At 70.5% G+C, this 26,982-nt stretch carries 1 protein-coding gene; it reads right to left on the bottom strand.

What is annotated here, in order from left to right; translation table 11 throughout:
• Positions 1-63: 63 nt before the first annotated feature.
• On the bottom strand, positions 64-26,964 hold the full coding sequence (locus ACWEOI_RS01150) for a WXG100-like domain-containing protein (RefSeq protein WP_452358642.1): 26,901 nt from the start codon (positions 26,962-26,964) through the stop codon (positions 64-66).
• Positions 26,965-26,982 lie beyond the last annotated feature (18 nt).

Here is a 26,982-nt window from a genome sequence, read left to right on the forward strand (position 1 = left end):
ACATACCTGGGGCAACCGCGCGGTTGCCGGAACCGTAAAAATCGGCGAACACCTCACCGGCGATCACCCGAAGATCCCCAGCCGGCGCGTCGAATCCGACAGCACATCGCGAATCAGCAAACCCAGGTCCGAGTCCGCCGGCCGCTCGCTGTACCGCAGCTCACACCGCACATCGCCCGGACTGCCGATCACCAGGCGCACGAAGCCCTGCCCCGAACGCTCCCACAACGCCCCCGCCGCCATCCGATCCAACTCGATCACCTGATCACCGACCCGCAAGACCAGCCCCGCCGCCGGATCGCGGTAGAAAACAACCCGCAAACCATCCAGCTCATCGAACACACCCGCGGGCGCACCGGTCCCGACCGTCGCGGCACTCAACTGTCCCGTCATCGGATCCATCAACGCGTACTCGCCGAACCCGGAATGCGACCGCAGATAAATCTGCCCACCGGCAGCAGGCCGCCCCGACGCCCGCGGGAACCGGCTGTTCCCACGAGAACCATTCCCGTTCCCGCCACCCGGCGCGCCCTGCGGCGGCATCATAGGCGCGCCACCAGGGAACCCCTGGCCGGCACCGTTGCCAATCCCGTTGCCGCCGTTGGCACTCGCGTGCCCGCCGCCATTCACACCCGGATTCCCGCCATCGGACGAATCCGCCACCCATCGTGGCATACCCGGATCGGTATGCGGATGCCCCTGCTGCGGCGCCTCCGGCTGCGCGGGCATCCGAGACCCCATCGCATCCGTCAACCACTGCGGCAAATGCGACCCACCCGGATTCGAGGGCGTTTGCGGCACGCCCGGCTGATGCTGCCAACCCGGGTCGGCCGGGACCTGCGGCAGACCGGGATTCGTAGGCCAGTTCGGCACGCCAGGCCGCGAGGGCTGCTGCGGCAGCCCCGGATCTCCCGGCTGACCTCCCGGTTGATGAGGCAACTGCGGCCAGCCCGGACTCACCGGGACCTGGGGCATGCCCGGATTCGTCGGAACCTGCGGCATCCCAGGATTCGTCGGCCACTGCGGCGCGCCGGGGTTGGGCGGCAGTTGCGGCCACTGCGGCGGGGTCGGCTGCTGCGGCGCACCCGGGATGTGCGGGGGCTGCGGAAGGTTCGGCGGCTGCGGGATATGAGGCGGCTGCGGTGTATTCGGCGGGACCGGCACCTGCGGCGGCGTCGGCTGATGGGGCTGCGGCGTCGGCTGGTGCGGGGTCGGCTGCGGCTGGTGCGGCTGCGGCGTCGGCTGATGTGGCGTCGGCTGGTGCGGCTGCGGAGGAGTGTGGGGTGGGTTGGGGTCCGGGGGCAGGGTCCACGGGGCGGGCTGCTCCGGGGGCTTCGGGGTGTAGTCGGGGAACTCCGGGTCGAACTGGTGCGGCACCAGGGGCAGGTGCGAGCGCCAGTTCGGGCTGTAGCGGAATGGAGTGTCGTCGTTGGCCGAGGCGTCGCCATCGGAGTGGTCGCCGTCGCCCGCATCCGGTTCCGAGGGCGAGCCGGAACCCGATTCATCCGGATCATCCGCATTTGAACGCCCGGAACCGACATGCTCGCCGGTTCCGCCGGAACCACCGGACTCCCCCGCACCCGCGGGCTCGGAACCATCGGTCGCGCCATCGGAATCACCCTGATCCGGCTGCATCGGGTCGCCTGATGCACCCGACCCATCGGAATCACCTGCACCGACGTGCAAGGGGTCACCCGCCGCACCGGAATCATCGGACCCGTCGGAATCACCCGAAGCGGGCTTGGCCGGATCGCCAGGCGCACCCTGGCTTTCCGAACCGCTGGAATCGTCTCCGGTCGGAGGCGTCGGCTTCGCGGGAACTGATGTGTCGCCGGAGGCCTCAGACTTTGAGGGAGCCGGAAGCGGGGAAACGTCGTCGTCCTGCGGCTTTGCGGTGCCGTCGGTGCTGCCGGGCTCTCCCGCACCGGCGGGCTGAATCGTCTCCGCGGACGTGGAGTCACCGGGCGCGCCTGGGTTGTCCGAACCCTGCGGTGATTCGGCAGGCGGCAGCTGGGAGGCGTTGTCCGCGTGCGGTTTTGCGGGAGTGGGTGGGTCGATGCCGAGGGATGGGCTCGCCGTGGTGACGGCGGACGGGGGCGGGGTGGGGCGTGTCGGGGGCTCGGGGGTCGGTGGGGTGGGGGGTGTTTCGGGGGTTGGGGCGGACGGGAGGTGGCGGATGGCGCGGGCGTCGGTGAGGGTGCCCTGGATGAGGACCTGGTGGAGGAGGTCGTCGAGGTCGTAGGTGGGTTTGAAGCGCCAGGTGGCGTCTTCGGGGGGTGCGCCGGTGCGCCATTCCATGATGAGGCCGTCGTCATGGGCGAAGTGTTCGGCGATCGCGCGATCGCGGGTCCAGGAGGTGGCATCGCTCTCGCTGGAGGGGTGAGAGATGTGGCCTTCGTAGTCGAAATCGGCGTCGCCACGGGCCGCGACCACTCCACGCAGGCCGTCGAGGTATGCGGGACTCACCGAACCATCGGGCAGCAGGCGCGGGACGCCGCGGTAGAGCGGACGGGAATCGGCGTTCGAGGGCAGGTCGCCTTCGAACATGACTGCGCCGTTGACATCAGCGGGAGGTGTGGTCACCTCGGAGACGACCACCGCTGTCGGCGGCTCCGGCGTGGGCGAAGTCGACGAGGTCGGCTGCGAGCTGTGGGCGGCATCGCCTCGGCCGCCAGCGCTGGTCGGTTCGACGGCACCGCCGGATTGCCCAGCAACGCCGGGATGCGCCGAGGCAACGGATTGCCCAGAGGCACTGTGGGTCACGGGAACTCCGGGCTGACCGGGCGCACCAGGATGCACTGGGGTGCCGGGATGGCCGGAACCTCCCGGCTGACCGGGCGTCCCGGGATGGCCAGGGCCTCCGGGTCGACCGGGGGACCCTGGGCTGGCCGGGGGCTTGGTCGGGGGGCCTGAATGCGGGGTGGATTCCGGGGCCGGCGGGGGGTTCGGAAGGTCGAGGTCGTGGACGTGAATGGTGCCGTCGAGATCGACGGTGAGCAGCTTTGCGACTAGCAGAATGTTGTCCCTGGCAAGGACTTCCTGACGCTCCCGCCCGAGGAAGGCAAGGGGGTCGGGGTTCGGGGAGACGACGACGGCGATGTCGTTCTTGCCGTGCACGATCCCGACACCGCTCCCCCACATCTCCGCCCCGAGAGTGGTGAGGATGTCCTTCGCCGCCGCCTCCTGGACCGCTCTGTGGAAGGCCTGCGCCTCTTGCTCGTCCTTGCTGGTGGCCCGGGCAATTCGTTTGCCGTAGTCCGCCAGCTCTCGAACCCGCTGGTCGGTGGCGTGCTTTCGCGCTATTCCTTCCGCGGTGGGTGTTCCCGGAGGCGTCAGGCCGAGCTGTTGCTGGCGCAGCGACTCCTCGTTCACCCGCGACATCAGTAGGTCCTTCAGTATCCCCAGTTCGTGCCCATCCGGATTCACGCCCAGCTCCCGCGCGATCGCGTGCAGGTCGGTCATCATCAGATCGTGCCGCTCGGCCGCAGCGCGGGCCTGAGCCATCGCGCCGTCGGCCCAGGCCGCCAACGCCGGATCCGACCAGGTATGAACGGTTCCCGGCTCGACGACCACCCAGTTCGACCCGGTCGGTGCACTCGTGTACTCGGGCGCGGCGTTCTGTTCCGGCGCGGTATGGGTCTGCTCGCCCGTCTGACCCGAGCCGTTGTGGTGCGGGCCGGCGGACTCCTCCACCCCGGAATGGGTTGTGGTGGTGGACGAATGCGTGACCGGCTGCGCGCCGGATTCGGGCTGCTTGGCTGTCGTGGCCGGGTCGGTGCCGGGTTTGGTGGGGCCGGGGCGGGCGGGGGCGCCGCCGGTGGGGTCGGAGGGCGGGGTGCCGGGGCCGAGGCGCTTCGGGCCGCCGCCGGGTTCGCCTTCGCCGGGGTCGATGGCGCGCACCGGGTCGGGGTAGTGGTTGTCGACCCAGTGGGCGACGGTGTCGGCGGCGTGGAAGGCCTCGGCCGCTGATTGGAGGCGGTCGAAGGCGCGGACCACGTCGGGAAGGTTGCCGTGCGCCCGGCCGAGCAGGTCGGTGATGGTGGCGCGCAGGCGATCCGGGGACAGTGCGGCTTCGGTGACGTCGAGACCGGTGGCGCGCTGGAAGTTCTCGATGGCCGCGCGCAGCTCGGTGTGCGCCTCCTCGCGGGCACGGTGGGCGGCCGTCTGGGGCGTGTCCGCGTCGGCGGCCACGGCATCGGCGATGCGGCGCTGCTCGGCTTCCCATCGGGCGGCGCGATCGGCGGCCGCGTCGCGGCGGGCGGTGTCGCCCTGCGCCTCGGCGGCGGCGAGTTCGTCTCGGGCGGTGGCGAGTTCGCGGGCCGCGGTCTGCTCGGGTGTCTCCGCGGCGCGTGCCGCCGCGGCGGCGGCATCGGCCTCGGCGGTGCGGGCGGCGGCCAGGAACTCGTCGGCCCGCTGGTAGCGGTGCACGGCGTCGCGCAGCGGGACCAGTTCGTCGGTCCAGATCTCGCCCCAGGCCAGCGGCATGCGGGAGAGGCGTTCGATCTGGTCGATGGCGTGGTCGATGCCGTGGGGCGCGGCCGGGTCGGTGGCGACCAGCGCCTCCAGGTCGGCGCGCGCGGATTCGACTTCTCGCCGCCAGGCGTCGGCGGGCGTCTCGCCGGGCTCGGTGGCCGCTTCCATGCCGCGGCGCAGCTCGGTCTCCAGGTCCTGTACCCGGTTCTGCGCCCGATCGAATTCCGCTGCCGCCGTGGACAGGTCGTCGATGCGCTGCTCGTTGCCCGGCAGCTCGCCGCCCTCCGCGCGGTTGCGGTTGGCGAGGTAGTCCTGGGTGCCCGGCAGATTGTCGGGGGTCAGATCGCTGTTGCCGAGCGGGCGGAATTCCTCCCCCTCGCGCTCCCGCCACATGCGGCCCTTGGCGTAGTCGAGGCCCTCCTCGGCGACCTGCAGCTCATGACGGGCCGCCGCGAGTTCGGGTCCCACCGTGTGCGGATCACGCGGCGGCGCTTCGGGTTCCGGCGGATTGGTGAGGTTGTGGTGCTCGGTCGCGAGTCGTTCGAGCAGGTCGATCTCGGCCTTGCGGGCCTGGATCTCCCCGCGCATGGTCTCGACCGCCACGGAGAACTCCTTGGGGCTGAGCCGCTCGTGCTTCTCGATCTTGCCGTCGCGGTACGCCTCGTACACCTCGATGTCGCGCGCCTTGCGCACGACCCGCACGATCTCCGAAACCTGGTCGGGGCTGAGCAGGTTCCGGGTATCGGTCACGCTGTCGCGGTAGACCTGATAGGCCGCGTCCCGCTTGCCGGCGGTGTCGGTCAGGGTCCGCAGCACGTCCCGCAGCTGCGCCGGGCTCATCCGATCGTGCAGGCTGCCGAGGCGGTCCTGGTAGAGCTTGACGGCCTTGTCGATATTGGAGGTGTCCACGCCCAGCAGGCGCGACCAGACCTCGCCGGCCTGGATCAGCTCGTTCGCCAGCGGCGGCTCGCCGACGTAGTCGCCGTACAACGCGCTCAGCAGCGCGCGACCCTTCGGATCGTGCACGGGCAGTTCACCGTCGACGGCCCGCGGGTCCGTGCTCGGGTCGTAGACCAGCCCCTCACGATGCGGGTCGAGCGCGGCGATAGCTTCGATGTAGTCGGTCAGCGCGTCGATGGCATGCGCCCGGCGCTCGTCGGGCCGGAAGGCCATGTTCTCGAAGGCCCTGGCGATGGCGTCCGGAACCGTGGTCTTCTTGTCCTCCTCGAAGCCGACGATCTCGACCTTCTCGGCGTCCTTGACGCCTTTGAGGGCGTGCAGGTTCTCACGATCGACGTCGAGCAGCCGTACCAGCCGGTCCCGGGCTGCGAGCACGGCACTCTCGTGCCCGTTCTTGCGCAGCACGTCCGCGTACTCGATGAGGTCGGCGAACGCCTGATGCCGCAGCTCCCCCATCCGGAACCGCGGATCGCCGAGCGCCTCGGCCACCGCGCGCGGCGACCACTGATCCGGGTCCAGGCCGAGCCGATTGGCGAGATTGCCCAGCGCATGGTCCAGATCGTTGAAGGTGTCGATGGCATCCGCCGTGCGGATGTAATCGGCCATGCCTTCCAGCTGCGAGGCGCGCAGCGAAAGCTCCTGTCGCAGCGACTCGATGGTGCGGCCCAGGTTCTCGCCGAGGTCGAAATCCACCTCGAGCAGCAGGCGGCGCGCCAACTTGTTGCGCTCCTCCCGCAAGGTTTCCGGATCGCGCGGGACGGCCGGTTCATCGCCCGCCTCGTGCGGTGCGGTGACCGGCTCCGGCGTGGGCTCGACCAGCCGCAGGCCCCTGCCGTCCTCACGCATGACCGCGACCGGTCGCGGGTGGCCGTCGACCTCCACGTCGTGGAACTTCACACTGGGCGCGGCTTCCTCGGCCAGCCGGACGTTGCCGTGCTCGTCGAGGTCGACACTGCGGTAATTCAGTTGCAGCTCACCGTGATTCATCATTCGCCGCACGTCGGGGTGCGCGGCGAGCGCGTCCACGAGGTGGATGTCGTGCTCACCGTCGCCGCGAATCACCACGAGGCGTTCCGGGCCGCCGTTCTCGCCCGGGAGCAGCGCCACACCGTGGTCGCGATCGAGCATGACGCCGCCGTTGGCGTCGGCCCATTCCCGGGCCGCTAGATCGGAGACCTCGTGAACGCGTCCGTGAAGCTGCTCGTCCGCGCCGAGGAAACGGTCTGCCATAGCGGCGAACTCGAGCATCCGGGCGCGTCCGTCGCGGACGCTCATGCGCATATCGGAGACGAGGTGATCCAGGTCCGCCTGAGTCTCGATCCGGTTCAGTGCGACCTCGAGCAGCTGCGCCCAGTTCGAGCGCTCGTCCAGCATCTGGTCGCGGCGCAGCGCGTGCTTGAAGAGCGCGCCCTCGCGGGTATCCAGCAGATCCTCGTCGACATCGTCGAAGTGCGGCACCCATTCGCCGCCATTGTTGACGCCCTCCACGTCGAGCAGGGACGGGCGGGGTTCGCGCGCACGGAATTCCAGCGGCGGATCGTCGTGCCCGACACCCGCCTCCTCACGGCGGACCCGCGCCTTCACTTCCTCCAGCTCGAGGCCGCGGGCATGGGCGAACTCGCGCAGGAAGCGGCCCAGCGGATCCTTGTCGAAGATATTGATCTCGCGGCTGAACGGGATGACCTTGTTCTCGACCAGCCAGCGCTGCCCTGCGTCGCGCAACGCCTCGACCGCACCGCCGCGACGCATGAGCCGGTACCGAGCCTCCTCGACCGCGGCCCGCACGGTCTGCGGTTCGGCGTCGGCGAGAGGGATGCGGAGTTCCCGGGCCATGTGCACGAGATCCACCAGCGCGGCGTCGCGGGCGTCCGCGGCGTCCACCAGCGGCTGCGGGACATCGGTGCCCCACTCGTGCGGCTCGGGCCCGGCGGTCACCGGATCGACCGGTTCATGCCGCAGTTCGGGCAGTTCCGACTCGATGGTCATCTCCGCCACGCGCAGCGACTCCTCGACCTCGGCGCGCAGCAGCGGATCGGCCTCGGTGACGTGCGGGCGGTATTCGCCGCCGTCCGCGGTGCGCATGGGGATCTGCGGCGGGGAGATATCGGCGACCCGGCGGGAGAGGCGACGCACGAACGGCAGGTGCTCACGCCCCTCCCACAGGGTCAGGATCTCCTTGCCGATGCGCACCGGGTTGAAGTTGGGCTTCATCCCGAGGAAGTCGTTGTCGTGCAGGACGTGGTAGCCGAACTCCAGTGTCAGCAGGGAGATTCCGGAGGAATCCAGGCGCGAGCCGGACGGGTACTTCGGCGACTGCCCGTGATAGCCCTTCTGCAGGCGCTGCAGCAGGTTGTCGATCCAGCTCGGCGACGGCTTCGCCGCAGGACGGAGCGGACCGAGCTCCGGCCGCGGGACCAGCTCGACACGCTTGGTGCCATCCGGCGATTCGACGATGCGAGCGTGCAGGCGTTCGCCGTCGGTCTCCAGGACCACATGCGCGTGTTCGGAATTCGGGACGTGCAGGGCGGCGACCATGAGGTCGGCGACATCCATCGCACGGCGCAGGGTCTCGGTGCGGGCGGCGGCGAGCACGGCGTCGCGCTGCTCGACGGTGGTGTGCAGGGGATCCAGGACGGATTCGGGGATGCCGAGCAGACGCGCCCACTCGTCGCGCACCCGCGCCAGGTGCTCGCGCTCGGCGCCGGTGGCGGCGTCGTGCAGGCTCAGCACATGGTCGAGGGCCTCGAGTCCGCCGATCCGCAGCATGTTCCGGAACTGCAGGTCACCCGCGAGCTCCGGCAGGTTCCGCCGCTGCAGGTGCTCCTCCGACAGGCCGAACTCACCGGCGAGGCGGTTCCGCAGCTCCTCGAGGGTGAAAACGCGGGATTCGGAGCCTTCCGGATCGTGCGGGCGCTGCGACCAGGTCTCCAGCGGGCGTTCCCGGACTGGTTCGCCGCCGCCTTCGGGATGCGATGCGCTCGAGGGCAATTCGCGCCTGGTGGCGGCGGGGTCGAGGGCCCGGGTCGGCTCCTCGGCCCCGAGCTCGGCCAGCCGGCGGTCCAGACCGGTCTCGCGCAGATGCGCTTCGATGGCGCGCAGCGTCTCCGGGTCGGCCTCGGTGCGCCAGTACTCCTCGGAACCGTAGAGCTCCTCGGGGGTCAACGGCCGATAGTCGTCGGCCTCGCGCATGGGCAGCGGCGGAGCGGTGTCATCGGGGTCGCCGAAGAAGCCGCGCGCCTTGGCCATTTCGGCGATCTCGCGGAAGTGGGCGAGCGGATCGTTGAGGTGGGCCGCGGCGGTATCGAGGCCGAGCGCGTCCATCAGTCGCGCGGTGAACAGCACCGCATTGACCTCACGGCCGGGGGCCAGCGGGTCGTTGACGGCGTCCCGCAGGAAGCGGGCGGCCGCCTGCAGTGACGGCGAGTCCGCCACCGGATCCACCGGCAGCACTTCCTCTTCCACCCGCGGCAGTTCGAGCGTCGCGGCCTCGCTCGGCCGGGTCAGCTCGACGGTCGGATCCTCGCTGCCCGACGGCTTGGCCTCGCTGCCCCGCTCCATCTGCACGGTCGGGTCTTCGTTGCCTTCGAACGGCTTCGAGGACGATTCTTCACCGGGCGGCGGGTTCTTGACCGTCGGATCGTCGTTGCCTTCGAAGGTCTGCTCGTTCGAGGCGTTCTCGCGCGACAGGTTGACCGTGGGGTCGTCGTTGCCCTCGAACGTCTTCGACGTGGACGCCTCGCCCGGCGGCGGGTTCTTGACGGTCGGGTCTTCGCTGCCCTCCGGCAGTTTCTTGGTCGAGTCCTCGCCGCTGGCCGACAGGTTGACCGTCGGGTCTTCGCTGCCCTCCGGCAGTTTCGCGGTCTGCCCGCCGCCGGGCTTCGACGGCGGGGTGGAGTTCTGGTCGCCGTTTCGACCGGAGTTGCCCGGCTCGTCCGGGTCGGGATTCGGTGGGCTGGAGGAGTTCCGGTTCGGGGGCTCCTTGCCGCCGCCGCCCGCGCCGGGCGGGGTCGCGCCGACGGGAGGGGTGGCCGCGGCCGGGCTGGAGCCGGGCGGCTTCGGGTTGCTCGGGCGTGCCGGGATGGGGCCCGGGTCGCCTTCGTCGCCGGTGCGTCCCGCGTCGGAGGCGCGGGCATGCCGCTGGACCTCGTCGAAGCGATCCATCAGGGCGCGGTGCCAGTCGTCGCGGCCCAGGGCGGCGAACTCGGGGGCCAGGCCCTCCAGGCGGGTACGCATGCCGGCCATGTCTCCGGCGCTCAGATCATGGTCGTGCCAGGTGATTTCGCCGTTGGCGCCCTGGGTCGCGTAGTGGCGGGCGAACAGGCTGCTCGACAGTTCGTCACCGCGGCGACCGCCGCCGAAGGCAAGGCTGTGGCCGATTCCGCTGATGTGCCCGTCCGCGGTGATCAGCCAGTTGACGAGGTTGCGGTCGGGGATGCCGACGAGCACGTCGAGCAGGCCGAGCCGACGGCCGTCGGGGGTTGCCAGCGCCGCTTCCAGACCCGCGTCCTCGGGCGTCGTGAAACGGTCCGCCCCGACCTCGCCGGGCATCACCTCCATGTACACCACGCGGTCCTCGACCCGGTGCACCAGCGGCACATTCGCGCCGACCGCCCGGCCGACCAGCGAGACCAGCGCCTCGGCGTGGGAGTGCTGCGGATTGGTGACGATCTTCCGGATCAGCTGCGTCGGCGGCTCGGTGGCGAAGGTGACCAACTCGACCCGCTCGGCCATCCGCCCCATACCGGTGCTGAGGACCACCACCTCGGCCTCACCGGCCGCGATCGCGTCCTCAACACGCCGCGCGAAGGATTGATTGACGTCGGTCTCGCCGGAGTCGTTGTGCGTCACCGCATGAGAGCCGCCCTCCTGGCCGTCGCCCTCCGGATTGCGGGCTGCGGAGGACGGGTCGGAGTTGGGCTGGGTCGGGCCTTGCGGGCGGGTCGGGGCGCCCGAAGCGCCGGGGTCCTCGCCCTCGCGACCGGTGTGGCCGGAGTCCGGGAAGTGGGCGTCGACCCACTCGGTCAGGGCGTCAGCGCGGTGCAGGGCGCGGGCCGCATCCTCGAGTCGCTGGAAAGCTCCGACCACCTCGGGCACGGTGCCGCGCGCCTCGGGGAGCAGGCGGTTGACGGTGTCGCGCAGGTGTTCCGGGGCGAGTTCGGCTTCGGTGACGTCCAGGCCGGTGGCGTGGTGGAAGTCCTCGATGGCTCGGGTGAAGTCATCGTGCGCGGCCGTGCGGGCGCGTTCCGCGGCCTGGTGCGGGGTGTCTGCCGCGTGGGCGGCTCGGGCCTCGAGCAGGCGGTGCTCGGCTTCCCAGCGGGAGACGCGGTCCTGCGCGGCCTGACGGTCATCCGGGGCGGCGTTCGCGAGATCATCTTGGGCCGAGGCCAATTCGCGGGCAGCGGTCTGTTCCGGGGTTTCTGCGGCGCGCGCCGCTGCGGCGGCGTCGGACTCGGCGGCGGTGAGGAATTCTCGGGCCTGCTCGTAGCGGTGGGCCGCGTCGCGCAGCGGGACCAACTCGTCGGTGAACACATCGCCCCACTGCTGGGGCATGCGGGACAGTCGTTCGAGGTCCGCGAGCGTCCGGTCGACACCCTGCCGCGCCCAGCCGGGGTCGGCGGCGATGAGCTCTTCCAATTCCGCTCGCGCCGTGTCGACTTCGCGCTTCCAGGCGTCCACCGGCGACTCGTCCGGACCGGCACCGGCCTCGACGGCGCGACGCATTTCGGCCTCGAGGTCGTGGACCCGGGACTGCGCACCGTCGTGTTCTTCCACGGCCGCGGTCAGATCGGTGAGACGCTGCTCCAGGCCCGTCAGATTTCCGCCCTCTTCGGCGGGACGGTTGCTGAGATAGTCGTTGGTACCCGGCATCCGCTCGGGGGTCAGATCGCCCTCGCGTAGCGGCCGGAAGCCGGGGCCCGGGTTCTCGCGGTAGGCCCGGCCCTGCGCGTAGTCGCGGCCCTCAGCGGCGATCTGCAGTTCGTGGCGGGCGGCGGCGAGATCCGCGGCGACCGCGCGCGGGTCACGCGGCGGGCCCGCCGGCGGACGCGGTTTCGTCAGCTGGTCGTGCTCGGCGGCCAGCTTCTCCAGCAGCTTGATGTCGGCCTCGCGGGCGTTGACGTCGGCGCGCAGTTCGTCGATGGTGGCGGCCAGTTCCTTGGCGCTGAGCCGCTCGTGCTTCTCGATCTTGCCGTCGCGGTAGGCCTCGTACACCTCGGCGTAGCGGGCGCTGCGGACACCGCGCACCAGATCGGAGAGCTGGTCCTTGGACAGGGTCTTGGCCGGGTCGGCGGCGCTGTCGCGGTAGCGCTCGTGGGCCATGGTCAGGTCGCCGGTCTCGCGCAGGGTGGTCAGCACATCGGCGAACTGCTTCGGGGTCACCCGGTCGTGCAGGCCGCCGAGCTGCTCGGTGTAGATCTTCACCGTGCGGGCGAAGTCGTTCATGTGCACGCCGAGCAGACGCGACCACACGGTGGCCGCCGCCGACGGATTGTCGGACAGCGGCGGCTCACCGATGGAGTCGTTCATGAACGCGCGCAGCATCGCCGGGGCGTCGCCGTCGTGGATGGGCAGTTCGCCGTCGACGGCACGCGGGTCGGTCAGCGGGTCGTAGCGCAGGTTCTGGCGGAACGGATCCAGGTCGCCCAGCACACTGCTGTATTCGACCAGGGCCGCCAGCAGTTCCGGGCGTTTGGCGGAGTCGCTCAGCAGGTTGTTGATCGCATCCAGCAGCGCGTGCTTGTCGGTGTTCTTGGAGTCCGTCTTGGTCCCGACGACCTCGCCGTTCTCGGTCTTCGGTTTGGTCGGGGCCAAGTCGTCCGGCTCCACGCCGAGCCGGCTCGCCAGCTCCTTACGGGCCGCGAGCACCGCCTTCTCATCGATGTTCTCGCGCAGCGCCTTCGCGTACTTGATGAAGTCGTCGACGGCCTGCAGACGGCGCACCTTGCGCACGTTCGGGTCGGCCATGGCCTCGGCCAGCTTCCGCGGCGTCAGCGTGTCCGGGTCGAGGTCCAGGCGGTGCGCCAGCTGCTGGAGGGTGCGATCCAGGTCGTGGAAGCTGTCGATGGCGTCCGAGCTGCGAATGAAGTCGGCCATGCCCTCGATCTGGGCGGCGCGCAACGCGTTGTCGTGGTGCAGGTCCTGGATGGTCTGGGCCAGGTTCTTGCCCAGATCCATGTCGTAGACCGATAGGCGGGCGGCCACCGCGTTGCGTTCGGCGCGCACCACGGCCGGATCGCGCGGCGCGGCGGGCTCGGTGGCCGGCTCGGCGTGCGGGGCCCGCGCCTCCGGGGTGGGCTGCACGATGCGCCACGGCTCGAGGCCGTTGCGCAGCAAGGCGACCGGCGTGCGCTCGCCGTCGACGTCGACGTCGTGGAAGCGGACCTGCGGCGGATCCACCTCGATGACCTGGACCCGGTCATTGGCGTCCAGGCCCAGCACACGGTAGTCCAGCCGCAGTTCGCCGCGATTGAGCTGCTCCCGGATCTCCGGGTGCGCGGACAGCGAATCGATCAGGCGCACATCGTGATCCGCTTCACCGCGGATCACCACCAGCCGGCGCGGCTCACCCGGTAACACCGCCAGCCCGCGCTCGGGGTCGAGCATGACACCGCCGTGCTCGTTCACCCAGTCGTGGGCGGCCGCGTCGGCCAGCTCGGCGGCGTGCCGCCGCGCTGCGGCGTCCAGATCGATGAAATGTTTGACGGCCGCGTCGAGTTCGGCGATCCCGTGCGCCTCATCGCGCACGCCCATACGGGCCTCGGTGATGGCGCGCTGCAGCCCCGCCTCGGTTTCGAGCCGTTTCAATTCGATCTCGAGCAGCTGCGCCCAGTTCGAGCGCTCGTCCTGAATCTGGTCGCGGCGCAACGCGTCCTCGAACAGGCGGCCCTCACGCCGGTTGGACAGTTCCTCGTCCGCGTCGTCGAAGTGGCGCGGCCACTCACCGCCATTGTTGACGCCCTGCAGATCCAGGAAGGAGGCGCGCGGGCGGCGGGGGCGGAACTCCAGCGAATCGTCGTCCGGGCCGACGCCCGCCTCCGCGCGGCGGCGCGCGGCCTTCTCCTCCTCGGTGCGGAGCGCCTCCGCGTGCGCGAACTCGCGCAGGTAGCGGCCCAGCGGATCCTTGTCGAAGATGCTGACCTCGCGGCTGAACGGGATCTGCGCGTCCTCCATCAGCCAGCGTTCGCTGACATCGCGCAACGCCTCGATCGCGCCCGCGCGGCGCATGAGCTTGTAGACGGCCTCGTTCACCACGCGGCGCAGGGCTTCCGGGCTGTCGTCGGGAATGTCGATCTTCAGTTCGCGGGCCAGGCGGACCAGATCGCTGAGGGCGGCGTCACGAGTGGTGACCGCGTCGACCAGCGGTTGCGGCAGGTCGGCGCTCCACTCACGGGGCGCGGGCGGATCGAGGACGGGGCCGCGATCGAGCGGTTCGTGCTGCGGCTCCGGCATTTCCGATTCGATCGGCATGTTCGCGCCGCGCAGGGTCTCCTCCACCTCGGCGCGAATCCGCGGATCTGCCTCGGTGACCCACGGGCGGTACTCGCCGCCGTCGCGGGTGCGCATGGGGATCATGGTCCCGGCCACATCGGCCACCCGGGCGGTCAGATGCTTGACCAGCGGCAGGCGCTCGCGCTCCTTCCACAGGGTCGCGGTCTCCTTGAGGATGCGCGCCGGGTTGAACTTGTCCTTCAGATGCAGCAGCGCCTCGTCGTGGGTGACGTAGCCGATCTCCATGGCCAGCATGGTCTGACCCTTGGAGTCATTGCCCGAACCGGACGGGTACTTCGGCGACTGACCGTGATAGCCGTGCATCATGCGCCGCCACATGCGCTTCAGCCAGCCCGGCTTCTTCTCCGGTTCCTTTGTCTCCGCAGGCGTTTCGCGCGGCAGGTCGGGGCGCTGGATGATCTCGGCGCGCTTGTTGCCGTCGGCGTCCTCGGTCACGCGGATGTGGACGCGCTCGCCGTCGGCCTCCAGGACCACGTGGGTGTGGTCGGAGGTCGGGTGGTGGAAGCTCGCGACCATGAGGTCCGCGGCGTCGGCGGCGTGGCGCAGGGTTTCGGCGCGCAGTTCGTCGAGGACGGCGCGGCGCTGCTCGGGGGTGGTGGAGGCCGGGTCGAGCAGGGATTTGTCGACGCCGAGCAGGTCCGCCCAGCCGTCGCGGGTGCGGGCGGCGTGCTCGCGCTCCGGGCCGGTCGCGGTGTCGTGACGCAAGACCGCGTCGCGGAGAGCCTCGATTCCGCCCGCGCGCAACAGGTTCCGCAGCTGCTCGTCACCCACGATGCGCGGCAGCTGATCGTCGGGCGTGGACTCGGGGAGGCCGAGACGGTGCAGGAGTTCGGTGCGCAGCTCCTCCAGGGTGAGCGTGCGCGGCTCCCCGCCCTCGGGCGCGTGCGGACGGGTGTTGAGACCATTCGCCGGATCGTGGAAGAAGCCTTCGGCCGCAGCGGTTTCGGCGAGATGCCGCAACGCGGACAGGGCGTCCGGGCGCTTTGCCAGCGCCTCGACCACACCGAGCGCGTCGGTCAGGCGCGCGCCGTAGACCTGGTCCTCCAGGCTGCGGGGACGCTCCCCGGCCTCCGCATCCGCCGCGCGCAGGCGCTCGAGGGCGGCTTGCAATCCGGGCGAGGCCTCGGCCGGATCGGCGGGCGGCTTGGGCGCCTCCGCCTCCTGGCGCGGAAGCTCCACGGTGGGAGTCTCATTCGGGTTGGACTGCTCGGGCTGCTTCAGCTCGACGGTCGGTGTCTCATCGGGGTTCGACGGCTCCGGGCGCTTGACCTCGACGGTCGGCGTCTCATCCGGGTTGGTCTGCTCCGGCCGCTTGACCTCAACAGTCGGGGTTTCATCCGGGTTCGACTCTGCCGGCCGCTTCACTTCGACCGTCGGAGTCTCGTCGGGGTTCGACCCCTCCGGACGCTTCAGCTCGACAGTCGGTGTCTCATCGGGATTTGTCTGCTCCGGACGCTTGACCTCGACTGTCGGGGTTTCATCAGGGTTCGTGCCCAGCGGTTTCGACCGGGGGCCGGTGCCTTCCGACCCGGCGCCGTCGCCGGAGCGGGGGGCGGTCGTGGAGGGCGGCACGGGGGTGGACGGGCCGGGCGGGGTGAGACGAGCCGGGCGGGACGGATCGTCGGCGGAGCTGCTCGCGGGCTGTTTGGCTGCGGCTTCGCCGGGGGTGGATTCGGGGCGGCCGCCCGCGAAGTCCCACATGTACTCGGCGCGCAAGGCCGACAGGCGGGCCTCGGCGTCGGCCATGCGGGCCTCGAAGCGCGCCTCGCGCTCGAGCTGACTACCGGGTTCGAGCTGGTCAGCCATGTCGTGGAACCACTTGGCGCGCTTGGCATCCATGCCGGCCACCCAGTCGGCCTGGATGGCGCGCTGTTCGTTGAACCACGCGTCCGGATCGTCCGGGGTGGCGGCGGACCGGCGGGGCGGACCGGCGTTCGGCGGCTGACCGTCGCCCGCCGCGGCGGTCTCAGGCGTGTGGTCCTGACCGTCGCGCGACCCGGCCGCATCGTCCTGCCCGGCGCGCGACTCGGTTCCGGAGTCCTTGCCCGTACGCGATACTGCTCCGGACTCTTGGCCCGTCCGCGATCCTGCTCCGGACTCCTGACCGTTCCCCGGACCGGTTGCAGCGCCTTCCTCTCCGACGGGGCGGGTGGCCGGGGCGGGGTCGGGGCGGCCGCCGAGGTCCGCCCAGAGACGGTCGGCGCGTTCGGCGGAGCGGCGGGCCATCTCGTCGACCTCGCGGGCCTGCTCGCGGAACAGGCGTTCCTCGGTGCTGCCGGGAGGCGCGGAATCGGCCATCTCGTGCAGGAAGCGGGCGTGCTTGGCCTCCATGTCCGCCGCGAAATCGGCGTGCTCGGCCATCCGCTGGTCGAACCAGCGGGCGTCGCCCACTGCCGGTTCCATTGCGGGAGTGCCGGATTCGAGGGCCGGTCGCACTGTGCCCGGGGCGATGGGCTGGACGGGTTCCTGGGCACCGGCGGGCGGGTCGTTGGATTCGCGTGGGTCGGACTGGTTCGGGTCGGGACGATCTGGCCGGTTCGGATCGTGGGAATCCGACGAATTCCCGGACGAGTCGCGGGATCCCAGCATGTCGGGGCGGGCGTCCACCCCGGACCGACGCTTGTTGTCGGCCATCGCGGGCTCGCGCTCGACGGGCGCGGACCTACGCTCGCCGGGCGCGGGCTGACGCTCGGCGGGCGCGGCACCCCGCTCGGTAGACGCGGACTCGCGCTCGGGCTGTTCGGATCGACGCTCCGTCGGCGCGGACTCACGCTCAGACGACTTGGACCGATGCTCGGTGGGGGCAGATTCGCGCTCGGACGCCGCGGGCGGACGCTCCGTCGACCCCGACTGCTCGAACGCTGCGGAGCGGAGTTCGGAAGGCGTAGAACGATTTTCGGTCGGTGCGGGTTGGTGTCCGGTCGGGCCCTGATGTCCCGTCGAGCCGTGCGGCTGGAGTATGCCCGAGTCCTGGGCGGCGACGCGGAGCAGCTGGTACATCACCTGCGACGGCTCGGCGGCGTTCCGGCCGTTCAGCATGACATCGCGGAAGCCTTCGGCCAGGGCCTCGCCGTAGTGGAGGGCGCCCTGCTTGTCGAACGCGTAGTCCGGGAGCTGGTGCAGCCACTCGGTGAAGGCGTCGGCATCGAGCGGACCGCTGTGGGTGGCCTCGAAATGCGCTTGCAGGACGTCGATCAGCTCGTAGCGGGCCTCGTGCTCACCGGCGAGGTCCAGCACATGGCCGTACTCGTGCACGATGGCCGAATACACCGGCCGCGCATCGGATCCCGCGACGTGCTTGCCCTGCTCGACATTTGCGCGAATGACCTCCTCGAAGCGGGAGGTGCCCATGACCCATTTGTCATTGAACACCATGCGTTTCGCGATCGGGATATCGCCTTCGTATCCCGGGTAGACGACGGCGATGGCGTCGGGATCCTCCGGGATGAACCCGATCTCGACGCTCTTCGGCTTCACGCCCGGATGCTGGGCGATCATGTCCTCGAGCGCACGGCCGTACTCGCGCAGCGTCTCGACATCGCTCGGGAGATGGAAGCCGACGGTCGGGATGCCGAGCTCGTTCTGGATGTGGTCGACGACGCCCTGGCGGTCCATGGTGGTCCAGTGGTCGACGATAGCCGGAACCTCGGGCGGCTCCGGCGGCGAGAGCACCAGGTCCGGTTCGGGGGAGGGCTTTCCGTCGTCGGACCGCACAGGCTCGGGGCGATCGTCGGCGCGGATGGCGTCGGGGCGATGATCTCCACGGATGGCGTCGGGGTGTGCATCGGCGGGCGGGGTGTCGTGTGGCGCCTCGCCGGCCTGCTTCACCGGTTCGGCCGACGGTGCGGGATCACGGACCAGGTGGGCGTTGTCCGCGGCGCGGTCGGTCAGCAGGCGGTGCAGGACCTTGGCGGGTTCGGTGGCGTGGTCGAAGTTCAGAGTGACGTCGACGAAGGCTTCCGCCAGCGCCTCGGAGTGGTTGATCGAGCCGTCGGCGTTGAAGCTGTAGTCGGAGAGCTGCGAGAGCCAGCCGAGGTATTCGACGGGCGTGGTGTCGCCGTAGGTGCGCACGTAGTGGTCCAGTAGCGCGTTCGCGAGTTCGGAGTGGGCCGCGCGGTTTCCGGCGTGGTCGATCGCATGACCGAGTTCGTGCAGGAAGACCGAGTACATCGGGCGCTCGCCCGCTCCCCGCGGGAACGACCCGCCGGCCTCGCCGCTCCGCACGATCCGGGCCATCTCGGCGGGATCCAGCGCATGCTCCAGGCGCACCACGATCTTGTCGGTGACCAGATTGCCATCCGGGTTGCGCACACTGGTCGCCTCCGCGAGGGAGTCCTCGAAGACCGGCTCGCCGATCTCGATGCCGCGCAAGGTGATCTTGTTTCCGGCGGTGGCATCGTCGAGCGCTCGGGCGAACTCGCGCAACACCTCCGGATCGACCGACGTGTTGTCCAGGCCCTCGAACCTGGTGATGCCGAACAGGTCCCGCATCTCGCGGATGATCCCGCCGCGATCCAGCTCCGACCAGAAGTCGTCCGGGCGCGGCGACCAATCTGCGGGCGGGTGGGCCGGAGCTGGATCGGCCGCATCCTCGGGCGATGCGGAGCGTTCGGGATCGGCCGAATTATGCTGGGTGGCAGGCTTTTCCGCCGGTGACGCGGATTCTTCGTGGGAGCCCAGCCGGTCCTGACGATTCTCTCCGGAGCCGTGCTCGGGCGGCACGGACGGGTCCTGCGCGTGCAGACCCGCGGCGTCGCGCGCGGCGGCGTGCAGCCGGTCCACCATCATCTTCGACAGGTCGGAAGCGTTGTCGCCATTGAGCTTCACATCGCGATACGCCTCGGCCAGCGCCTCCCCCGGATCGAGCAGCCCGTTCTTGTCGAAGGCGTAGCCGGGCAGTTCACCGCGCAGCCAGCGGGTGAACTCGGCGAAGTCGGAGCCCGGATTGGTCTCCACGTACCGTTCGGCCAACGCCTGCAACAGGCCCTCGCGAGCCTCCATCTGGCCGTAATGGTCGACCAGATGACCGTATTCGTGCACGATTACCGCGTACACCGGCCGCGCGTCGGCGCCCGGTACATGGAATCCGGCGGCGCCCGCCGCGCGGACGTTCCGCTCGAACCCCTCAGGATCCATGGCCCACCGGTCGTTGAACACGATCCGATCGGGGCGCCACGGGCCGCTGCCATCCTCGTTCCGGACACCGATCGCGATGGCGTAGGCGTCGGGATCCTTGGGAATCACACCGATTTCGGCGCGCCGCGGCTTGATGCCCGGATTGTCGGCGATCCCCTCCTCCAGGGCCCGGCCGAACTCGCGCAGGATCTCCACATCGCCGACCAGATGGAAGCCGACCGTCTCGATCCCGAGGTCGATATTGATCCGATCCAGCACGCGCTGGCGATCGAGCTCGGTCCAATGATCCACCACCGCTGGCGTTTCGATCGGTTCCGGCGGCTCCAGCACGAATCCCGGTTCCTGCGTGGACTCCGGGTCGACCCGGCGGTCGCTCGCCGCGTATTCCTCCAGCAGGCGGTTGAGGATCTTGGCGGGTTCGCTGGCGTTGTCACCGTTCAGCTTGACGTCGAGGAACGCCTCCGCGAGCGCCTCGGCGGCATTGAGCCCGTCGCCGTCGAAGCTGTAGCCGGACAGCTGCTCGACCCACCGGTCGTAACCCCCCACGAGGTCGCCGTCGGCCTGCATGAAGTGGTCGATCAGCGTCAGCTCGGCGATCTGGCGGGCGCCCTGAGCACCCGCGTTGTCGAGAGCGTGACCGAGCTCGTGCACGATGACCGAATAGAAGGGCCGGTCACCGGTTCCGGGCGGGAAGTGCCCCCGGCTCTCCGCACCCCGGATGGCCTCGGCGAAGACCTGCGGTTTCGAGATCAACTCTTGCCTGAACACGATCCGCTCGGTGACCAGCCGGCCGTCGTGCGTGGTCACGGGCCTGGTCTCAGCGAAGGCCTTCGGGTTCATCGGCTCGCCGATCTCGAGCATCCGCACGTTGATCTGTGGATGGTCGGCCAGCACCCGCTCGAGTCCGCGGGCGAACTCGCGCAACACCTCCGGGTGGATGGCCGGATCGTCGAAACCCAGGAGGGTGAGATCGTGCGCGGCCTGCAGTTCCCCGATGATCCGGTCGCGATCCAACCCGGACCAGAAGTCGTCCGGGCGTGGCGACCAGTCCCCCGGCGGCTCGTCCTGTGGTAGGGCGTCGTGCGGGATCGGCTCCGCGGAGTGCTCGAGGCTGTCCGGCGACATCGCGGCGTGGCCGGCGGCCTCGGCCGGCATCAGGCGATCCACCTGCTGCGGTTGGGGTTCCAGCTCACGGGCGCGGCGGGCGGCCGGGCTCGGATCCTCGTCGACGGGACGGGACCGATGCTCGGGGGCCTCGCGCTCGTAGACCGGGTTGTCGGCGGCGTGCGCGCGGTAGATCTGCTCCAGGTGTTTGTAGAGGATCTGAGCGGGCTCCGAGGCCAACTCGCCATTGAGGACGACGTCGGTGAAGGCCTCGGCCAGAGCCTCCGCATGGTCGTACATGTCGTGCTCGTCGAAGCTGTAACCGCTCAGCTCGTCGTGCAGCCAATCCAGGAAATCCTCTGTATCGCCGCCGTCGGTGCGCTCGAAGTGGCGTTCCAGCGCTTCGAAAGCGTCGACGCGGGCTTTCATCTGGGTGGTGAAGTCGATGGCGTGCGCGAACTCGTGCACGATCGTCGAATAGACCGGGCGGTCACCGGAACCCGGGACCAGGTGGCCGTTCTCCTCGCTGAGCCGGACCCGGCGGGCGAGGTCTTCGGGCCTGCGGGCGAAACGCTCGTTGAGCGTGAGGATATCGGCGAAGTGGCCGTTCTCGTCCTTGCCCGGATCCACCTCGGCGAACACGGAGTCGTCATCGAGGCGGGCTATGCGGACTTCCATCAGCTCGGTGTCCGGGAACCGGTCGAACATGTCCTCGATGGCACGGGCGAATTCGCGCAGCACCTCGACATCGACATGCGTGTTGTCGAAGCCGGTGACCACGAGATCCCATTCCTCGTGCAGCCGCTCGATGATGCGCTCGCGATTCAGCTTCGCCCAGTCGTCCTGTGGGCGGTGCGACCAGTCGGACGCCGCCTCGTCCCCGGGATGCCCTGCGCCGGAATCATTGTCGGCGTCGCGGCGACCGTTGTCCGTGTCCTGACGCTGCTGCGGCCTGCGTTCCGACCCCTCACCACCGGGTGCGGGCAACTCCCGCTGCCGCACCTTCAACCGGCGCAGCACCCGCCGCACCACACCCTCTTCCCGATGCGGGGTGTCGGTGCGAGTCTCGGCGGCCTCGGCGCGAGCATTCTCCGGCCGCGCGATGTCCTCCCGCGTCTCCTGCGGCCGGGCGACGTCCTCGCGTGTCTCGTGCGGGCGCGCAACGTCTTCCCGGGTGTCCTGCGGGTGGACGGCCTTCTCGCGCGCGTCCTGCGCCTGCGCATCCTGGGGCCGGGTGATGTCCTCGCGCGTATCTTGCGGCCGCGCAAGGTCTTCCCGTGACCCTTGCGGCCGGGCAACATCCTCCCGCGTGTCCTGCGTGTGGACAGCCTTCTCGCGCGCTTCCTGCGCCTGCTCGTCTCGCGGTCGTGCGGGGTCTTCCCGCGTTTCCAGCGGCCGCGCAACGTCCTCCCGCATATCTTGCGGGCGCACGAGGTCGTCTCGCGTGTCCTGAGGGTGGACCGCTTCTTCCCGGGTGTCCTGTGAGCGGACGGTCTCGCGCGACTCCCGGGGGGAGTCCTTCGGGCGCACGGTCTCCTCGCGCGTTTCCTGCGGCCGTGCGACGTCTTCGCGAGTTTCGTGCGGGCGGGCGACGTCCTCGCGGGTGGCCTGCGGGCGGCGGGCATCCTCGTGGGGCTCGGGGCGTGTGGGGTCGGTGGACTCTTCGCGGGCGCGGGCGGACTGGTCCTCGGCGTCACGAGACCGCTCGGCGTCGTGGGGCTGCTCGGCGTCACGTGGGCGCTCGGTGGTCGGGCGCTCGTCGGTGCGGGTCGGCGCATCGTCACCGGCGGGTAGGTCGGGACGAGTGCGGTCGTCGCTGGCCGCCGGATTGTCGGCGCGATCCTTGATGGTCGGCGAATCGTCTGTCGGCCTGCGTGTTTCGGGGGCGGCCGCATCCGGGCGGGTGACGTCGGGACGAGGCACTTCCGGGCGCGGCACCGGGGGGCGCGGCGCGTCCGGGCGGGTGTTGTCGGCGCCGGGGCGGTCGGAACCCGCGTCGGGGCGGGTGGGGTGCGGGGTGGCGACGGGCTCGGCCGGGACGACCGTGCCGCGGATGCCGAAGTGGTTGGGGCCGCGGGATTCCACCGAATCGATGCGGATGTCCAGGCCGTGGGCCAGCAGCATCATCGGGAGGGTGGTGCCGAGTCGTGAGAGGTCGCCCAAGTGCAGGGCGGGGGCTCCAGCGGGCACGACCAGTTCGATGTGGTGCTGGTGGCCGTCGTACGACGGCACCATGCCGAGCATCGCGTCGAGGTAGCCGGACAGGTGGTGGACCGTTCCGGGCAGCTCCGAGGGGTGCGCGCCGAACGGGTTCGCGCCGGAGTTGAGGGTCACCATGACCGGCTCCGGCAGTGGGTGCAGGCCGAGGGCGTCGTCGATATCCCGGATCGCGGCGGCGATCTCGGGAGTCAGCTCGCGATCGCCACGCAGCGCGGCCTCGATATCCGAGGCGCTCGGCCGGGAACCCTCCCCTTGCGGGGCGTCATCGGCGTAGGCGCGGATCGCCGCCCGCTGCTCGTCGGACATCCTGGAATGCGCGTCCGACCAGACCTCCCGGCCGTATTCGGCTGGGGCACGCCAGAACTGCGGGGGCACCTCGTCGGTCTCACGGAGGAACCGCACCGGATTGTCGGGATCCGCGTCGTCCGAACCGCGCGGCGGATGCGCCTCACCGACGTGCACGTCCGCCAGATGCAGCAGGCCGGCTCGCACCGCCGCCTTCAGCGGGTGAACCGCCTTGCCGTCGCTGTCGAACAGGATGGCGTGGACGCCCTGGGTCTCCTTCGGCACCCGCGGCGGGAAACCGTGATCGAGCCCGGCGGCCGGGTCCTTGACGACGATCGTGCCGCCCTCGTTGACCAGCAGATAGGCGTGCGCGCCCACACCGTGCTCGTCGACGGGTCCGGCATAACGGTCGACGACCAGCGCGGATGCGCCGTCACCGAGTTTGCGGAGGCGGTTCGCGATGCCCTCGTGGCCCTTGGGGAAATCCTCCAGCTTGCCGCCCGCACCGGCCACCAGCTCCTCGAGGCGCATGCCGTCCGGACCGACCCGGCGCTGCGGCGGGTGGATGGACTCGTTGCCGGTGATCTGGCGCAGCAGGCGCAGAGCCAGCTCGCCGCAGCGGCCGCGGTACTTCTCCCGGACTGCGTCCGGATCGCCGGGCGAGGGCTCGGTCGAATCCTCGTCGCGGACATGAGTATTCGACGGGTCGTCCAGGGTGCCGGGGTGCGGCTTGTGACCGTCGGTGCGCTCCGGCGGGGCTCCGCGCCGGGACTCGCCACGATCGGCTGGCTCGGGGCGAGCCTTGGCCGCGGCCGAGGTTTCGTCTCCAACGGGGCGCTCGCCGGGTGCGCGGCGCTCGCCCTCGTGCGAGCGAACCTCCGGCCCGTCGCCCAGCGGAATCGGCGCGACCACGAAGCCGTCTTCGGGCGTCGATCCATCGCCTGCGCGCCGATCCCGATCCGACGGGTGTGAATCACGTTCGGGGTCCGCGGATTCCGACTGCGGCCGCGTGCCCCGATCCCGACTGTCCGCATCGCGGTGCGCCGGGTCGCCGTGCACCGGTTCGGAGGTGTCCGACGGCGACTTCTCCCCGCTCGGCCGCTTCTCCTCGGCGGGGACATCCTCGTGGCGGTTCGAATCCGGTTCACGCACCGGCTCGTCGGCGGTCGGCTCCCGCCCATCCCGCAGTGGGCGATCCGCAGTTTCCGAGGGTGCGTCCTCATCCCGCGGCCTGACCGAGTCCTCGCGTGCGTCCTCATCACGGGGACGCACCGAATCGTTGTCCCGAATCGCCGGATCATCCTCATGCCGGACGACAGGCTCGTCACCGCGATTGGCTTCCGGCTCACCATCACGCCGGGCAGCGGGGTCATCACGCCGAACTTCCGGCTCATCCCCACGCGGCGTGGTGGGCCCATCGTCACGGCGAGCGTTGGGCTCATCCTCGCGACGGACCGTCGGCTCATCCTCACGGCGAGTGTTGGGCTCGTCGTCACGGCGGGCCGCAGGCTCATCCTCGCGGCGTGTAGTCGGCTCGTCCTCGCGGCGGGTACCAGGGGTGTCTTCGTCACGACGCGCACCAGGCTGGTCCTCGTGGGGCGCCTCGGTCGGCTCGTCAGCTGGACGGCGGGACTCCGGGTGCTGTTCCGGGTGGTTGCTTTCAGCGGGCGGTTCGGCGGACTGGTCGTCGACCGGCTTCCGGGATTCCGTGGGCTCGCCGGCACGGTGGTCGTCGGGGACGTCCGGCTTGTCGGCGGGGTGGTCGGCGGTCGGGTCTGCGCCTTCGCGCGGCGGCGTGGTGTCGGCAGGACGGTCGGAGGGATGGGTCGAATCCCCGCTGCCGCTGGGCTTTTCCGATTCCGGGGCGATGTCGTGGTCGCCCGGGCGGGTGGTGGTCGCTTCGGACGGGTCGCCTTCGGACCGCGTACCGGGGTGGGAATCCTCACCGGTGGATTCGGAGCGCGGAGCTTCGGAGCGCGATTCCGGGGTGCCCGTGCGGCTGTCCGAGGCACCGGCGCGGCCGTCGGAACGCGGAGCGTCGGGGCGGGCGGAGTCGGAGCGCTGGTTGTCCGACCGTGGGGCATCAGACTTGGAAGTGTCGGCTCGGGGCGCATCCGACTTCGGGGCGTCGGCGCGCGGGGCGTCCGCGCGCGGGGCGTCGGCCTTCGGGGCTGTGGCCGCCTCGCCTGCACGGGGGGCGGCTGCGCGCTGGTCCGGTGTGGCGGTGGCTGATTGCTGTGCGCCACTGGCGTGCTGGGTGGTCGAGCCCGGGGCGGCGTTGCCGCCGGCGGAGGCGGCGACGGGAGAGGACGACGGTGAGCCGCTCGCGGCGGTCGCACCGGCGGGAGACGAGGCCCCCGAGCCCGGAGTCGCTCCGGCAGGCGTTGCGGAGGGGGCACCGGCGCGGGATCCGGTGGCGGACGGATCTGCCGGCCCGCCGGTCGATCCCGCGCGCGCGGACGTGTCGGAAGCGGGCGAGCTGCCACCCGGGGCGGACGCCGCGTGGGTAGCGGCTCCATTGGCTCCGGGCGACGAACTGCCGCCCGCGGCGGAAGAACCGCCACCCGTACTTGCCGGGGCTACCGCGGCATTCGAAGAGCCGCCGCCGGTATTCGCCGGGGCTCCACCACTATTCGACGAACCACCAGCGTTCGACGTGCCACCGACGTTCGAGGAGCCACCGACGTTCGAGGAGCCGCCGGCGCTGGAGGAGCCACCTGCGCTGGATGACCCGCCCGATGTCGAGGACGCAGGGGCGGTCGAGCTTCCGCTGTTTGCACCGGCGTTGGAAGTCGGTGCAGCGGAGGATGTGTCGTGGATTCCGCCGCCTTGGACGCCACTCTGCACCGGGGCCGAGGATTCGGGTGCGCTCGCCTGGGGGTGGCTGGCGGGTGCGGCGCCCGCGCCGTTGGTATCGGCGCCGCCATGGGTCTGCGGGGTCGATCCGGAGGTGTTCGACGGGCCGGTCTGGGTGGCGCCGCCCTGGTCGGTGGGGGTGTTGCGATCGGTGGTGCGGGAATCGGTGGTGACGCCGCCGCCGTTCTGGCCGTTGGCGTCGGGGTGCGCGGTGCTGCCGTCGCCGGCCGGGCGGGCTGCGGCATCGCCGGTCGGTTCGCCGCCGTCGACCGAGGACGGATGCAGGCGAGAACCATCGGAGCCGGGGCCTTGCGAGTGAGAACCGTTGGAGCCATTGGTTCCCGGATCGTGGCTGCCACCGGTGCCGTTGACTCCCGGAGTGTCCGGGCGCGAACCCACCAGGGTGAGGTCACCGGGGGTGATACCCGCATGCATGCGGGTGACCTTCGGCTCCCAAACCGTATGCGCCCCCGTGTGATTCACACCCGACACCCCGCCCTGGAACATGCCGCCGGTGAGCATGCGCGGATCGAAGTGGGTGTTCTTCAAGTTGTCGACGGCCTGGTCCCAGCCGTGCTGGGCCACGTCGAAGCCGAATTGCACCGCCGTCGCACCGGCGAAACCCGCACCGCCGCCGATCAATCCGGCGGTGGTACCGGTGATCAGCCCGGTCAGATAACGGTTCATGCCGCGCTCGCCGAGCGCGTTGCCGAGCGCGCCGCCAATCGGGCCCGCGACCGCACCGCCGATGGCGGAGCTGATCGACGTCACTCCGACCTGGGTCCAGTTGACGTTCTTCCTGTGCCCGGTGTCGACCTGGTACTGCTGAATCCCGTAGTCCTGCAAGGTGCCGAGCAGCGTGTTCATCACGATGTGGCGCATCGCGAACTTCACGACCGCGGTGATGCCCATCCGCGCCGCGATGGCGAGGATGCGGTCGAGCGCCGCGCGTCCGATCATCCGCACCGCGATACGCGTGACGGCGACGATCGCCGCCTCCACGAACGGAGCGGTCGGCGGCCAACCCCACGCGATGATGATCTCGCCGAGCGCCATCGCGATCGACGAGTAGAACATCAACTTCGTGTACTGGATCTCGGTGCCGGTCTCCTCGACCGAATCACCCAGCTGCTGGAAATGCTGGGCGAGATCCAGGATCGAATTGCCCTGACCGTCGCCACTCGCCGGTGCGGCCAGCTTGTCGAACAGCTGCGCCATCTCGTCGCGACCGTCGCCGTTCACATAGGCGGCCAGCGTCGCGGACTTGGCATCGGTGATGGACGAGATCTGATCGCGCAGGCCGGCGGCGGCATTGCGCCAGTCCTCGGCCAGCGCCCACATCTGGTCCTCGTCGCCCTCGGGCCATTCCACGCCCACGAGGTAGCCGAGCCATTCGAGTTCCGAAGGCAGGTGGAGGGTCATACGCCGCTAGCCCACCGG

The organism is Nocardia sp. NPDC004340 (genome assembly GCF_053602575.1).

Coding starts and splice junctions, on each gene's coding strand:
- ACWEOI_RS01150 (WP_452358642.1), bottom strand. CDS start 26,964: ATGACCCTCCACCTGCCTTCGGAACTCGAATGGCTCGGCTACCTCGTG.